This is a genomic window from Lentzea sp. NPDC051213, assembly GCF_044455585.1.
Lineage (GTDB): Bacteria > Actinomycetota > Actinomycetes > Mycobacteriales > Pseudonocardiaceae > Lentzea.
Genome location: NZ_JBITEX010000009.1, coordinates 315,116 through 329,616 on the forward strand (window position 1 = coordinate 315,116; position 14,501 = coordinate 329,616).

General features: G+C 68.1%; 12 protein-coding genes and 1 pseudogene. 11 read left to right on the plus strand and 2 right to left on the minus strand.

Annotated elements, in window-relative coordinates:
* Positions 1-183: 183 nt before the first annotated feature.
* From ACIA8G_RS35750 to ACIA8G_RS35760, 3 genes are read left to right on the plus strand one after another with little or no spacing between them, the layout of a single operon-like run.
* The gene (locus tag ACIA8G_RS35750; protein ID WP_396423292.1) at positions 184-486 is read left to right on the plus strand and encodes a YbaB/EbfC family nucleoid-associated protein; all 303 of its coding nucleotides are present in this window, start codon (positions 184-186) and stop codon (positions 484-486) included.
* Positions 487-489: 3 nt separating this feature from the next.
* Positions 490-1,098 carry a recombination mediator RecR gene (gene recR / locus ACIA8G_RS35755; protein ID WP_396423168.1) on the plus strand — a complete coding sequence of 203 codons (609 nt, stop codon included), beginning with the start codon at positions 490-492 and terminating at the stop codon, positions 1,096-1,098.
* Positions 1,095-1,613, plus strand: a complete 519-nt coding sequence (locus ACIA8G_RS35760) for a uridine kinase (RefSeq protein WP_396423169.1) — start codon at positions 1,095-1,097, stop codon at positions 1,611-1,613. The genes recR and ACIA8G_RS35760 overlap by 4 nt, the downstream gene beginning before the upstream one ends.
* On the opposite strand, the gene ACIA8G_RS35765 is transcribed toward ACIA8G_RS35760, so the two are convergent.
* Positions 1,592-4,870, minus strand: coding sequence for an AfsR/SARP family transcriptional regulator (locus tag ACIA8G_RS35765; RefSeq protein WP_396423170.1), 3,279 nt, complete (start codon positions 4,868-4,870; stop codon positions 1,592-1,594). The two genes, ACIA8G_RS35760 and ACIA8G_RS35765, sit on opposite strands and share 22 nt — an antisense overlap.
* Positions 4,871-5,086: 216 nt before the next feature.
* Here ACIA8G_RS35765 and ACIA8G_RS35770 point away from each other — a divergent pair, with 216 nt between their 5' ends.
* From ACIA8G_RS35770 to ACIA8G_RS35795, 6 genes are all read left to right on the plus strand, one after another.
* Positions 5,087-6,766 carry an ABC transporter substrate-binding protein gene (locus ACIA8G_RS35770; RefSeq protein ID WP_396423171.1) on the plus strand — a complete coding sequence of 560 codons (1,680 nt, stop codon included), beginning with the start codon at positions 5,087-5,089 and terminating at the stop codon, positions 6,764-6,766.
* A gap of 41 nt (positions 6,767-6,807) precedes the next feature.
* Positions 6,808-7,812, plus strand: coding sequence for an ABC transporter permease (locus ACIA8G_RS35775; protein ID WP_396423172.1), 1,005 nt, complete (start codon positions 6,808-6,810; stop codon positions 7,810-7,812).
* Positions 7,813-7,817: 5 nt separating this feature from the next.
* On the plus strand, positions 7,818-8,741 hold the full coding sequence (locus ACIA8G_RS35780) for an ABC transporter permease (RefSeq protein WP_396423173.1): 924 nt from the start codon (positions 7,818-7,820) through the stop codon (positions 8,739-8,741).
* Between the two features lie 6 nt (positions 8,742-8,747).
* Entirely contained in the window at positions 8,748-9,749 is a 1,002-nt protein-coding gene (locus ACIA8G_RS35785) for an ABC transporter ATP-binding protein (RefSeq protein ID WP_396423174.1), read from the plus strand.
* Complete coding sequence (locus tag ACIA8G_RS35790) at positions 9,746-10,852, plus strand: ABC transporter ATP-binding protein (protein WP_396423175.1); 1,107 nt, start codon at positions 9,746-9,748, stop codon at positions 10,850-10,852. The genes ACIA8G_RS35785 and ACIA8G_RS35790 overlap by 4 nt, the downstream gene beginning before the upstream one ends.
* A gap of 102 nt (positions 10,853-10,954) precedes the next feature.
* Complete coding sequence (locus ACIA8G_RS35795; protein WP_396423176.1) at positions 10,955-11,536, plus strand: TetR/AcrR family transcriptional regulator; 582 nt, start codon at positions 10,955-10,957, stop codon at positions 11,534-11,536.
* Positions 11,537-11,556: 20 nt separating this feature from the next.
* Here ACIA8G_RS35795 and ACIA8G_RS35800 read toward each other — a convergent pair.
* Positions 11,557-11,979, minus strand: a pseudogene (locus ACIA8G_RS35800) (DedA family protein); the annotation flags it as partial.
* 92 nt (positions 11,980-12,071) lie between these two features.
* Here ACIA8G_RS35800 and ACIA8G_RS35805 point away from each other — a divergent pair.
* A complete protein-coding gene (locus tag ACIA8G_RS35805; protein WP_396423177.1) occupies positions 12,072-12,767 on the plus strand; it encodes a DUF4184 family protein in 696 nt (231 codons plus the stop codon).
* Positions 12,768-12,920: 153 nt separating this feature from the next.
* Positions 12,921-14,489: a discoidin domain-containing protein gene (locus ACIA8G_RS35810; RefSeq protein WP_396423178.1), complete on the plus strand. Its 1,569-nt coding sequence runs from the start codon at positions 12,921-12,923 to the stop codon at positions 14,487-14,489.
* The last annotated feature ends 12 nt before the right edge of the window (positions 14,490-14,501 follow it).

The window sequence follows — 14,501 nt, forward strand, 5'->3', positions numbered from 1 at the left end:
ACCACCGGGGCCCCCCCCCCCTTAAACCGCCACCCCCGACCGTTGTAATTTTTTGGCCCAAAAACCCCCGCGGGGCAAATACCCCCCCCCCACCGTGTTTTCCCCGCCAAACCAGGGTCGCCGTACGCTGGAAGACAACACCCACCTGAGAGAGGACCAGCGGTGCAACCCGGTCAGTTCGACATGCAGGCCCTGCTCCAGCAGGCCCAGAACATGCAGCAGCAGATGGCAAGCGCCCAGCAGGAACTGGCCGAGACCGAGGTGACCGGCAACGCGGGCAACGGCCTCGTGACCGCCACCGTCACCGGCGGCGGCGAGCTGACCGACCTCACGATCGACCCGAAGATCGTGGACCCGGAGGACGTCGAGACCCTCCAGGACCTCGTGATCGCCGCGATCAAGGACGCCAACCAGAAGGCGCAGGCGCTGGTGGAGCAGAAGCTCGGCCCGCTCGCTCAGGGTGGCCTCGGCGGATTGCTCGGGTAACCGGTGTACGAGGGCCCAGTACAGGACCTCATCGACGAGCTGGGCAGGCTTCCCGGCGTCGGCCCGAAGAGTGCCCAGCGCATCGCTTTCCACCTCCTGGCAACGGAACCGGCCGACATCGAGCGGCTGCAGAACGCGCTCCAGAAGGTGAAGGAAGGCGTCGTCTTCTGCGACGTCTGCGGCAACGTCTCCGCCGAGACCAGGTGCCGCATCTGCCGCGACCCCAAGCGCGACCTCGCGCTGGTCTGCGTGGTCGAGGAACCGAAGGACGTCCAGGCCATCGAGCGCACCAGGGAGTTCAAGGGGCGCTACCACGTCCTGGGTGGCGCGCTGGATCCGCTCAGCGGCGTCGGACCGGACCAGCTGCGCATCCGCCAGCTCCTCAACCGGATCGGCACGGCCGTCGACGGAGTGGACATCTCCGAGGTCATCATCGCCACGGACCCGAACACCGAGGGCGAGGCGACGGCCACCTACCTGGTCCGGATGCTGCGCGATTTCCCCGGCCTGACCGTCACCCGGCTGGCCAGCGGCCTGCCGATGGGCGGCGACCTGGAGTTCGCGGACGAGCTGACGCTGGGGCGTGCGCTATCTGGTCGCCGGAGCATGTGACGAACAGTCCACCGCGGCTGGGCACGACTCGCCTGGTCGCGGTGGACGGTCCGTCGGGCGCGGGCAAGTCGACGTTCGCGCGGAACCTCGCGCAGGACCTCGGCGCCCAGCTCATCAGCACCGACCACTTCGCGACCTGGGACGACCCCACGACCCGGTGGTGGCCACGCCTCGCGGCAGCTCTCGGCCGAGTAGCGGAGGGTCAGCCGGGCCGGTACCGGAAAACCGACTGGTCCCAAGGCTTTCCGTGCGTCGGCGAGGGCGACGAGGTCGAGATCCGTCCACAGGAGACGGTCGTCCTCGAAGGATTCTCGTCTGCCAGGAAAGCCAACAAATGGCTCAGCCTGGCCATTTTCGTCGACTTCGAGGACGAAGCGGCGAGGCTGGAACGTGCTGTCCGGCGTGACGGTGAAGAGCATCGGGAGCACTTCATCCGTTGGCAGCACTACGAAAGAGGCTGGTTCGCCGTTGACGAAACCAAAGCCAGGGCTGACTACGTTGTCACCTCGAGCTGAGCTCGGACGGCGGAGGCTTCAGGCGTTCCGATCGCGCTGAACACCTCGAGCGACGACGTCCAGTACGACCGAGCCGCGGTCACGTCGTCCCGCGCCGCCGAAGCATCGCCCGCCAGCTGCAACGCGCGCGCGAACACCCACCGGTGCCCGGACTTCTCGCCGACGGCGGCGGCCCGCAACGCGCACTCCAGCGCACCGGCGGCGTCCGCGGTGTCGAGGTGGATGCGCCCCAGCACGAGCAGCACCTCCATCTCCGCCAGCCGGAACTGCGAGCGGCCCGCCTCGACCAGGGCCGAGGTCGCCATCGACAGGGCCTCGTCGAACCGCCCCACCCCGCGGTACGCGGAGGCCAGGCCGCGGCGGGCCGAGCAGACGCCCCACGAGTAACCGGTCTCGACCGCGATGGCCAGTGCCGACGAGAACTGCTCCACCGCCTCCTCGTACCGCCCCGCACCCTCCAGGGAGCGGCCGAGCAGGTTCATGGCGTCGCAGACGCTCTTGACGTTCTCCAGGTCCTGGGCGATCTCCATGGCCGCCCTGGCCTCGATCGCCGCCTCGTCGTAGCGGCCGCGCATGATCAGCGTGATGGCCATGCCCTCGTGCATCGTGTGGCCGAAGTTGCGGGCGGCCGCACGTTCGTACAGCTCGCTCGCCTGCATGAAGTAGGAGGCGCCGAGCTCTGGCTCACCGCGGTACGCGTGCACCTCGCCGAGCGCGCGCATCGAGCTCGCCTGGGTGATCCACGAGTCGAGGCGGCGCCCCGCGTCGAGGGCCTCCTCGAACACCGAGGTCGCGCGGTCGAGTTGGCCGAGCTGCATGTAGACGCCGCCGACGTTGAACAGGGCGTTGGCCAGCAGCTGCGGCGCGCGGCTCTGGCGGGCGATCACCAGCGCGCGTTCGAGGTGCTCGGCGGCGTGCTCGAGCTCGCCGAGGTCGATGTACACGCTGCCGGCGTTGGACAGCACGGCCGCCTCCGCCTCCGGCAGGTCGATGCGTTCCTGCAGCGCGATGGCCTGCTGGTAGTAGCCCAGCGCGTTGCGGTGCTGACCCGTCACCCAGTACAGCGTGCCCAGCGACGACAGCATGGCGACCTGGCCGAGCTCGTCACGCGGCGCGCGGGCGCCCAGCAGCCCGGCCTTCGCGGTCTCACGCCACTCCGCGGTCAGCCCCTGGGTGTAGTAGTAGCCGCGCAACGCGTCGGCCAGCTGCCACGGCGAATTTTCGGGGTCGCGTTCGACGCCGTGCGCGACCAACGCGACCAAATTGGCCCGTTCGATGTCGAGCCACGCCAGCGCCTCGGTGCTGGTGCTGAACGTCCGCGGCACCACGCCGTCCAGCGGCGCCGGGCGCGGGAAGCGGAAGAGCGTCGACTTCATCGCGGACGTGGCGTTGTCGACCGAGCGCACCGCCCAGTCCAGCAGCCGCCGCAACGCGAGCCGCGAATCGGCGCGGCCCTCCTCGAACGCCAGGCGCTCGGCCGCGTAGTCGCGCAGCAGGTCGTGGAACTGGTAGCGGGACGGCGCGTGGTTCGCGATCAGGTTCGCGGTGGCCAGCCGGTCCAGCCGGCGGCGGGCGTCCTGGGTGGTCAGGCCCGACAGCGCGGCCGCCATCTCCGGCGTGAAGTCCGTGCCGGGCACCAGCGACAGCAGCCGGAACATCTGCGCCAGCTCGGGCTTCAGCGCCGTGTAGGAGAGGTCGAACGCCGCGTGCACCGCGACCCGCTCGTCGCCCTCGACCGCCAGCGCGGCGAGCCGGTTGCCCGCGCGGAGCTCCTCCACGTAGTCCGCGATGGACAGCTCCGGCCGCGACACCAGGTTCGCCGCCGCGATACGCAAAGCCAATGGCAGATGAGCGCACAACGACGCCAGCTCGTGCGCGGCCTCCTCCTGGGAGGCCACCTCGTCCGCGCCGAGGATGCCGGCGAGCAACGACTTCGTCTCGTGCCAGTCGAGCACGTCCAGCCGCACGTTCGAGGCCGCGTGCGACACGGCCAGGCCGCGCAGGGTGTCGCGCGAGGTGACCAGCACCGCACACCCCGGCGAACCGGGCAGCAACGGCCGGATCTGCTCGGCCGACGAGGCGTTGTCGAGCAGCAGGAGGACCCGCTGGCCGGTCAGCGTCGACCGGAACATCGCCTCCTGCTCGTCCTGATCGAGTGGCACCTGATCGGGTTCAGTTCCGAGGGCGCGCAGGAACCGCGGGAGCACGTCGACGGCGCTCAACGGCGGGCCGGGGGCGTAGCCGCGCAGGTTCACGTACAGCTGGCCGTCCGGGAAGTCCCCACGCATCCGATGCGCGGCATGCACGGCCAGCGCGGTCTTGCCCACGCCCGGCGGGCCCGCCAGCGTCACGACCGGCACCCCCTGCGCGGTCCGCAGCAGCGCGATGATCAACGAAACGGCCTCGTCCCGGCCCACGAAGTCCGGGATGTCCGCAGGTAGCTGCGACGGCACGACCCGCTCGGGCTTCGCGGCCACCATCGGCGTGCCGGCGGCGGCGGTGGCCACCGCGTCGATCGCGCCGGAGAGCACCTGGCTGTGCACGCGGCGCAGCTCGTCGCCGGGATCGATGCCCAGCTCGTCGCCCAGCAACCGGGAAACCCGCTGGTAGGCGGCCAGCGCCTCGCTCTGCCGGCCGGAGCGGTACAGCGCCACCATCAGCTGCGCCCAGAACCGCTCGCGCAACGGATGATCGCTCGTCAGCCTGGACAGCTCCGCGACCAGCTCGCCGTGGCGGCCGAGCTCGAGATCCACCTCGACCCGGCGTTCGAGCACGTGGAGGCGGCGTTCGTTCAGCCGTGGCACCTCGTCGCGGTGCAGGATCTCCGACGGCACGTCGACCAGGGCCGGACCACGCCACAGGCCCAGCGCGGCGGCGAACGCGGCGGACGAGGCCTGCAGGTTGCCGGCGCCGCGCTCCTGCTCGCCCTGGTCGATCAGCGGCTCGAAGCGCATCAGGTCGATCGTCTTCTCGTCGACGTCGATCAGATACCCGTCCGGCACGGTCCTGATCGGCACAGACGGCCCGAGCAGCTGTCTGAGCCTCATCACGTAGGTCTGGAGGGTCGCTCTGGCCCGTGCGGGCGGCTCGTCGCCCCACACGTTCCCGGCGAGCTCGTCCACGGACACGCTCGTGCCAGCGCGCAGCAGCAGCGACACCAGCAGCGCCCGCTGCCGGCCTGCACGAACGAGCAGCGGTTCGGAGTCGATGAGCACCTGGAGAGGGCCGAGTACGCGGAACTCGACCTGCCTGCTCATGCGACCTCCTCCGCGTGTCGTTGTTGTTTCTACAGCCTAGGAGAGCGTTCGACGTATCTGCCGTGCTCACGTTGGGTCAGCGGGCGTGCGCCGGACGTATCAGAATGCCTGGTCTAGTGGCCGGATCGTGACCTGAGTTGCCCCGGAGGGGGTATGTACAACGGTTATGGTCGGCGACCACACCGTGAGATGTGCGGATTGTCCAAGGGGTGTTTGATGGTCCACTCAGTAACGGCTCGCCGCCGTTGGGTTGCCGCGATCGGCTTCCTCAGCGTCAGCGCGCTCGCCCTGTCCGGGTGCGCACAATCCCAGCGCGACTCCGGGGGTGGCGGCCAGCAAGGCGGCACGCTGACCTTCGGTGCCGCTGGTGCGCCGAAGTTGTTCGACCCGTTCTACGCGACGGACGGCGAGACCTTCCGGGTCGCTCGCCAGATGTACGAGGGCCTGGTCGGCTTCAAGGCCGGTACCGCCGAGGTCGAGCCCGCGCTCGCCACGAAGTACGAGCCTTCCGCGGACGGCAAGACGTGGACGTTCACCCTCAAGGAGAACGTGAAGTTCCACGACGGCACCGCGTTCAACGCCGAAGCTGTCTGCTTCAACTTCGAGCGCTGGTACAACCAGAAGGGCGCCGGCCAGAGCGACGCGGTGTCGCAGTACTGGCTGGACAACTTCGGCGGGTTCAAGGACACGCCGGACAAGCCCTCGCTGTACAAATCGTGCACGGCGAAGGACGCCAAGACCGCGGTCATCGAGCTGAACGACGTCACGTCGCAGTTCCCGTCGGTCCTCGGCTTCACCTCGTTCTCGATCTCGAGCCCCGAGGCGCTGAAGAAGTACGACGCGGACAACGTGGTCGCCGCTGGTGACGCCTTCACCTACCCGGCCTACGCGAACGAGCACCCGACCGGCACGGGCCCGTTCAAGTTCGGCAAGTACGACAAGGCCAACAACACCGTGGAGCTCGTCCGCAACGACGACTACCACGGCACCAAGGCCAAGCTCGACAAGGTCGTCTTCAAGATCATCCCGGACGAGACCGCCCGCAAGCAGGCGCTCAAGGCCGGCGACATCGACGGTTACGACCTGCCGAACGCCGCTGACTGGGCCGGCCTCAAGACCGACGGCTTCAACGTCGCGATCCGCCCGGCGTTCAACGTGTTCTACCTGGGCATCAACCAGAAGAACAACCCGAAGCTCGCCGACCTCAAGGTCCGTCAGGCCCTGATGTACGCGATCAACCGCGAGCAGCTGGTCAAGTCGCAGCTGCCCGAGGGTGCCAAGGTCGCGACGCAGTTCATGCCCGACACCGTGAACGGCTACAACAAGTCGATCACCGAGGTCAAGTACGACCTCGAGAAGGCCAAGTCGCTGCTGGCCGAGGCCGGTGCCACCGACCTGACGCTGAAGTTCTACTGGCCGTCCGAGGTCACGCGTCCGTACATGCCTTCCCCGAAGGACCTGTTCGGCGCGATCTCCGGCGACCTGCAGAAGGCCGGCATCAAGATCGATGTGGTCACGAAGCCGTGGAACGGCGGCTACCTGACCGACGTCGACAACTCCATCCCGGACCTGTTCCTGCTCGGCTGGACCGGTGACAACGGCACCGCGCACAACTGGGTCGGCACGTTCTTCGGCCGCACCGACAACCGCTTCAACACCGGTGTGTCGGCGTGGGGCGCCTCGCTCAAGGACGACCTGGCCAAGGCCAACGCCGAGCCGAACGAGGCCAACCGCACCAAGATGTACGAAGAGATCAACAAGAAGATCATGGAGCAGTACCTGCCCGCGGTCCCGATCTCGCACTCCCCGCCCGCTCTGGTGTTGAAGTCGGACATCAAGGGTGTCGTCCCGAGCCCGTTGACCGACGAGAAGTTCGGCCCGGCCTCCAAGGGCTGAGCTGACTAGCTCCCACCACAGAGAACAACGGGGTAGCTCAAGTGCTCCGCTACACCATTCGACGGCTGATTCAGCTGGTCGGCGTGGTGATGGTGCTCTCGCTGCTGCTCTTCGCGTGGATGCGACTCCTCCCAGGAGGGCCGGTTTCGGCCCTCCTGGGAGAGCGCGCTACGCCGGAGTCGCGCGCGGCACTCACCATTCAGCTCGGCCTCGATCAGCCGATCATCGTGCAGTACTTCAAATTCCTCGGTCGCGCCGCGACCGGCGACTTCGGCGTCTCCACCGGTGTCCAGCCCGGTGACTCGGCGCTCGACATCTTCATCCAGCGGTTCCCCGCGACGCTCGAGCTCAGCTTCTTCGCGATCGTGCTCGCGATCGCGATCGGCGTCCCGCTCGGCTACCTCGCCGCGAAGCGTCGCGGCGGCTGGTTCGACAACATCGCCGTCATCGGCTCGCTGATCGGCGTGGCCGTGCCGGTGTTCTTCCTCGCCTACGTGCTGAAGGACGCGGCGTCGGTCGGTCTCGGCCTGCCGTCGCAGGGCAGGCAGGGTGACATCAACGCCACCCGCGTCACCGGGTTCTTCACCCTCGACGGCGTGCTCACCGGTGAGTGGGACGCGACGTTCGACGCGCTGGAGCACCTGATCCTGCCGGCGATCGCGCTCGCCACCATCCCGTTCGCGGTGATCTTCCGGATCACCCGAGCGGCCGTGCTCGACGTCCTCGACGAGGACTTCGTGCGCACCGCCGAGTCCAAGGGCCTCACCGCACAGCTGATCCGCCGCCGGCACGTGATGCGCAACGCGATGCTCCCGGTCGTCACGACGATCGGTCTGCAGACCGGCGCGCTGCTCTCCGGCGCGGTGCTCACCGAGAGGGTGTTCGCGATACCCGGCGTGGGCCAGGCGCTCGCGATCGGGTTCGAACGGCGTGACTACCCGGTGCTGCTGCTGTTGATCATCATGGCCACGATCGTCTACGTCGTGGTCAACCTGCTGGTCGACCTCTCGTACGCGCTCATCGACCCGCGCATCAGGACGAGGTGAGCGCAGTGGTACTCGGAATCTCCAAGAAGGAAAAGATCGACGGCCTCGCCGAGACCGCGGGCGTCTCGCTCGCGGCGAGCGCGTGGAAGCGGCTGAAGCGCAGCCCGGTGTTCCTCATCGGCGCGGTGATCATCGGCATCTTCATCGTGGTCTCGCTGCTCTCGCCGTGGCTCGCACCGCACAGCCCGTCCGAGCCGATGCTGATCGACCAGGTCGTCAAGGCCCGCAACGAGATCCCGCCGCCGCAGCCGGGCCACCCGCTCGGCGGCGACCTGCAGGGCCGTGACTTCCTGTCGCGCCTGCTGGTCGGTTCGCAGCAGACGTTGATCGTCGGTGTCGGCGCGACGTTGATCGGCCTGACCGGCGGCCTGATCCTCGGCACGCTCGCGGGCGCGATCGGTGGCTGGGTCGACTCGGCCGTCATGCGCCTGGTCGACGTCATGCTGTCGCTGCCGAGCCTGCTGCTCGCGTTCTCGATCGCGGCGATGTTCGCGCGGCCCAGCCAGTTCAGCGTGATCCTCGCGGTCTCGATCGTGCAGATCCCGGTGTTCGCCCGGTTGCTCAGAGGCTCGATGCTCGCGCAACGGCACAGCGACCACGTGCTGGCGGCGACGGCGCTCGGCGTGAAGAAGGGCGCGATCGTGTTCCGGCACATGCTGCCGAACTCGCTCGGCCCGGTGATCGTGCAGTCCACGCTCGTGCTGGCCACCGCGATCATCGAGGCGGCCGCGCTGTCGTACCTCGGCCTCGGCAACCCGGACGACCGGCTGCCGGAGTGGGGGCAGATGCTCGGCGACGTGCAGAACGTCTTCGACACGCATCCGCACCTCGCCGTGTGGCCCGCGGTCTGCATCATCATCGTCGCGCTCGGCTTCACGCTCATGGGCGAGACGCTGCGCGAAGCCCTCGATCCGAAGAACAGGCGGTGAGTCGTCGTGGCACTGCTCGAAGTACGTGACCTCACCGTGGTCTTCCAGCGCAAGGGCGAGGAGCCGTTCCGCGCGGTCGACGGCGTCAGCTTCGACGTCGAACCCGGCCAGACGGTCGGCCTCGTCGGCGAGTCGGGCTGTGGCAAGTCCGTGACATCGTTGGCGATCATGGGCCTGCTGCCCAAGCGCGGCGCGACGGTCACCGGCACGGTGACCTACGACGGCACGGATCTGCTGAAGCTGTCGGACAAGCAGATGCGCGACAAGCGCGGCAGCGAGCTCGGCATGGTCTTCCAGGACCCGCTGTCGTCGCTGAACCCGGTCATCCCGATCGGCCTGCAGGTCACCGAGGTGCTCGAACGGCACCGCGGCCTGGCCCGCAAGGAAGCGATGATCGAGGCGAAGAACCTGCTCGACAAGGTCGGCATCCCGGACCCGAACCGGCGGCTCAAGGAATACCCGCACCAGCTCTCCGGCGGTATGCGGCAGCGCGCGCTCATCGCGATCGCGCTGGCGTGCCGGCCGAAGCTGCTGATCGCGGACGAGCCGACGACGGCGCTGGACGTGACCATCCAGGCCCAGATCCTGTCGCTGATGAAGGAACTGGTGCAGGACCTCGGCACCGCGCTCGTGATGATCACTCACGACCTGGGTGTCGTCGCCGGCCTGTGTGACGACGTGAACGTGCTGTACGGCGGCAAGGTGGTCGAGAAGGCCATGCGGCACAAGCTCTTCGCCGAGCCGCGCCACCCGTACACGCACGGCCTGCTCGCGTCCATCCCGCGACTCGACGCCGCCAGTCACTCGAAGCTGACGCCCATCAAGGGTTCCGTCGCGGACAACATCCCGTGGGCGAACGGTTGTGCGTTCGCACCGCGGTGCCCGAACGCCCTGGACCTCTGTTTCGCGGAAACGCCGGCGGAGGAAGACCAGCTGGGCCGGCTGCTCCGCTGCCACAACCCGGTCGTGCCGGGAACTCCCGCCGCCGAGGAGGAGGTGCCGGTATGAGCGAGACCCTGGTTTCCGTCCAGGACATGAAGGTGCACTTCCCGATCAAGCGGGGTGTGCTGCTGGACCGCACCGTCGGCTACGTCTACGCGGTCGACGGCATCGACCTGGAGATCAAGCGCGGCGAGACCTACGGGCTCGTCGGCGAGTCCGGCTGCGGCAAGTCCACCCTCGGGCGGGCGATGCTGCGGCTGAACGAGCCGACCGCGGGCAAGATGATCTTCGACGGGCAGGACTTCTCGGCACTGAAGGGCGAGGAGCTGCGCAAGATGCGGCGCCGGATCCAGATGGTGTTCCAGGACCCGCTGTCGTCGCTCGACCCGCGCCAGTCCGTGGAGTCCATCCTGATCGAGGGCCTGCGGGCGCACGACCTGGACAAGGGCAAGGAGTCGACGAACAAGCGACTCCGCGACCTGCTCACGGCCGTCGGTCTGCCGACCACGGCGCTGCGCAAGTACCCGCACGAGTTCTCGGGCGGTCAGCGCCAGCGCATCGGCATCGCGCGTGCGCTGGCACTCGAGCCGGACCTGATCGTCGCCGACGAGCCGGTGTCCGCGCTGGACGTGTCGGTGCAGGCCCAGGTCGTGAACCTGATGGAGGAGCTGCAGGAGCAGTTCGGCCTGACGTACCTGGTGATCGCGCACGACCTCGCGGTCGTCAAGCACATCTCCGACCGCGTCGGCGTGATGTACCTCGGCGGCCTGGTCGAGGAGGCCAGCTCCGAGGACCTCTACTCCGAGCCGCTGCACCCGTACACGCGGGCGCTGCTGTCGGCGATCCCGGTGCCCGACCCCGTGATCGAGGACCGGCGCGAACGGATTCTGCTCGCGGGCGACCTCCCGTCGCCGGCGAACCCGCCCAGCGGCTGCCGGTTCCACACCCGGTGCCCGTGGCGGCAGGCGACCAAGTGCGACACCGAGCGGCCTGTGTTGAGGGAACTCAAGCCGGGCCACAAGGTGGCGTGCCACTACGCCGAGCAGATCCAGTCCGGCCGGATCCAGCCGCACGAGGTGAAGCCGATCCTGGTCGAGGAGGACACCGGCCTCTCACCGGACATCCCCCTCGTAGGCCCAGCCTCCGTAACCGAAGCGCTCAACCCCTAGTTTCAAAGTCACGCGGGGGCCCTACGTTTCCTTCAGGGGAACGCGGGGCCCCCGCGTGCGTTTCGCTAGGCGGGCTTGAGCGGTGGCTGGTCCAGTCGTGGGGTGGACAGTCGTGGGGCGATTCTGCTGAGGGCTGCTGAGATCGCGTCCGTCGACGGGCTCGAAGGGGTCACGATCGGGCGGCTCGCGATCGAGCTCGGCATGAGCAAGAGCGGGGTCTTCTCCCACTTCGGCTCCAAGGAGGAGCTGCAGCTCTCGGCCGTGCACAAGGCCGCGGAGATCTTCACGCGCGAGGTCGTGATAGCCGGTGGTGCCGCGCTGGACCTGTGCGAGCGCTGGCTCGACTACTCGAAGCGCCGCGTGTTCCCCGGCGGCTGCTTCTTCGTCGTCACGCGCTCGGAGTTCGCCGCCAGGCCAGGCCGCGTGCGCGACGCGTTGATGCTCTTCCACCTGCGCTGGGCCTCATTGCTGGAACGGCTGACCGGCGACGCCCAGCTGGCGTTCGAGGTCGACGCCCTCCTGGCCGCCGCAGACCGGTTCGCCGTGCTCTACGACGACGCTTCGGCGTACGAGAGAGTGCGGTTGGCGTTGCGCGCCCGGATCGCCATGCCGACCGGCACGGAGATGAGCGTCGCCAGGCCGAACGACAGCAGCATCGCGAGCCAGGTCTCGTCGATGATCTGACCGCCGATGTACCCCACGGTGGCGGGGTAGAGGCACCACAGCGCCGACCCGACCGCCGCAACGGGCACGAACCGCTTGGTGGGCCACTTCAGCGCACCCGCCAGCAGCGCGCCCACGATGCCGCCCGCGGGTAGAAACCGCGCCGCGATGAGGATCGTCTCGCCCTTGGACCCGAGCTGGTCGGCCGTCCACACGACCATGGCCCGCGACTTGGCGCTCTTGTTGAGCCGGTCGAGGGCCCTGATCCCCATCCGGCGCCCTGCCGTAAAGTTGATCATGTCGCTGGCGAGGCAGCCGACCGCGGCGACGGCGACGACGAGGTACAGCGGGACCTCACCGGACGCGGCCAGCACGCCGGCACCGATGAGCACGGCCTCCGTCGGTGCCAAGGGCACGACGGCGACCAGGAACAGCACGACGAGGCTGGCGGCTGTAGCGCTCATGATCGGTGAACGTACGTGACCGAGGTGAACAATCCCGACCTGGGTGTTTCTTCAGGGTGCCTACAGGATTGAGGCCGATCTAGGGTCGAGGTGTGCCGTTCACCCTTGCGCATCCGGCCGCTGTTCTGCCGCTGCGCCGGTATCTCTGGTTCCCCGGACTGGTGGCCGGTGCTGTCGCGCCTGACCTGGGCTATTATCTCCCGGTGGCGCCGACGCACGACGTGCTCGGCGGATCCCTTGCCGCGGTTGTGTTGCTGTTGCTCGGGCGCTTGCTGCTGCCTTCGGTGATGGCGATCACGCCGGCGTTCGTGCGGGAACGGGTGGCGCGGCCGGGGCCGGCGCGCAGGCCGTTGTGGATGGTTCTGTCCATTGTGGCCGGTGTGCTCACCCACCTGCTGTGGGACGCCTTCACGCAGACCGACGGGTGGTTCGTGCAGCGGTGGGACTGGCTGACGGTGTCGATCGCCGGTCCGCACCGGCTCTACAACGTGATCGGCTACGTGTCATCGCTCGGAGGCATGGCCCTGCTGGCCTGGACGGCCTCCCGCCGCCCCGCCGCGCATGACTGGCCGTCACGTACCGGGAAATCCCGGTACAAATTCTGGATCTTCATCGCCCTCGCGGCGGCGGCAGGCGCGACCTGGTCTTTGTCCGATCCTGTCAGCCAGGTCAGCCTGTATGACTGGATGCGCAGGCTGCTCCTGGGCGTGATCCAGGGCACATGCGCGGCCCTGATGGCTCACGCCCTTCTGTGGCAATTCAACAAGTCACCAAATGACAGCCGGTGACCGCCGCTTTCGGCCCAAAACCTCCGATCTGTCATGTGTTCATCCGGCACTTCTGCCGTTGACCGTTGTGTTTGCCCGCCGTTAACCTCCGATCTCAATCGGATACCTTCTTTACCAATCCTTCGAGCCGCCGCCTGTGCCCAGGAGGACGAAGTGATCAGAAAGCACACCCGGACGGGTGTCGCCTTAGCCCTGTTTGCGCTGGTGATACCCCAGATCGCGGCGTCAGGCACGGCAAATGCGGCTGATTCCCTGCTGTCTGCCAACAAGCCCACCACCACCTCGTCCGTCGAGGCCGCGACCTTCGGCGGCGCCAATGCCGTGGACGGAGATCCGACCACTCGCTGGGCGAGCCGCGAAGGCGTCGATCCGCAGTGGATCGCTGTCGACCTCGGCGGGAACGCCACCATCTCGAAGGTCAAGCTCAGCTGGGAGGCCGCGTACGCCTCCAGCTACCAGATCCAGACATCGACCAACGGCACGTCCTGGAGCACGAAGAAGTCGCTCACCGGCCAGAACGGCGGCATCGACGAGACCAGCCTGAGCGCCACGGGCCGGTACGTGCGGATCTACGGGACCAAGCGCGGCACCCCCTACGGCTACTCGCTCTTCGAACTGGAGGTCTGGGGCAGCAGCAACAACGGCGACGTCACGCCGCCCACCGCACCGACCGGCCTCGCCAGCACCGGCACCACGTCGAGCTCGGTGAGTCTGCAGTGGACGGCCGCGACCGACGAGAACGGTGTGACCGGCTACGACGTCCTGCGCAACGGCAGTGTCGTGGGCACGCCCACCGGCACTTCGTTCACTGACAGCGGTCTGGCGTCCGGCACGACCTTCACCTACACAGTTCGCGCGCGGGACGCGGCCGGGAACCTCGGGCCCGCGAGCAACGCGGTGCAGGCGACGACCCTGCCCGCCGGACCCGGCGAGAACATCACGGTCGTGGTCTCCGGCGACATCGCGTCGCTGACGAACAGCGAGCACTACGAGACCGCGAAGCTCATCGACCAGATCAAGCCGAACTACGTCGCGACGGTCGGCGACAACCAGTACGACAGCGGCACGATCGCGGAGTACCGGGCCCACTACGACAAGTCGTGGGGCAAGTACAAGAGCATCACCAGGCCCGCGACCGGCAACCACGAGTGGTACGACGAGCTCCGCGGCTACAAGGAGTACTTCGGCTCCATCGCCTTCCCGCAGGGCAAGCCGTACTACAGCTGGAACGTGGGCGAGTTCCACATGGTCTCGGTCGACTCCTGGCCGCTCGACGAACACGGTTCGGACTCCGCGCAGCTCGCCTGGATCAAGTCGGACCTGGCCGCGAACACCAAGCCGTGTGTCGTCGGCTACTGGCACCACCCGCGGTTCACCTCCGGCAAGTACGGCGACAACTCGGCGATGGCTCCGTACTGGAACGCGTTCGCGGACGCCAAGGCGGACCTGGTGCTCGGCGGCCACAACCACCACTACGAGCGGCTCTCACCGTTGAGCAAGAGCGGGGCGATCGACCAGGTCAACGGCATGCGCTCGGCCGTCGTCGGCATCGGCGGTGACTTCCTCTACAAGGAGCGCACCCCGCGGGTGGGCGTCGAGAAGTACTTCTCGGACAGCCACGGCGTCATGAAGCTCACCCTGTCCGGCCGCTCCTACTCGTGGGAGGTCATCGACACGGCCGGCACGGTGCGCGACAAGGCCGGTCCCTACAACTGCCGTTGAGCTGAGGCCGTC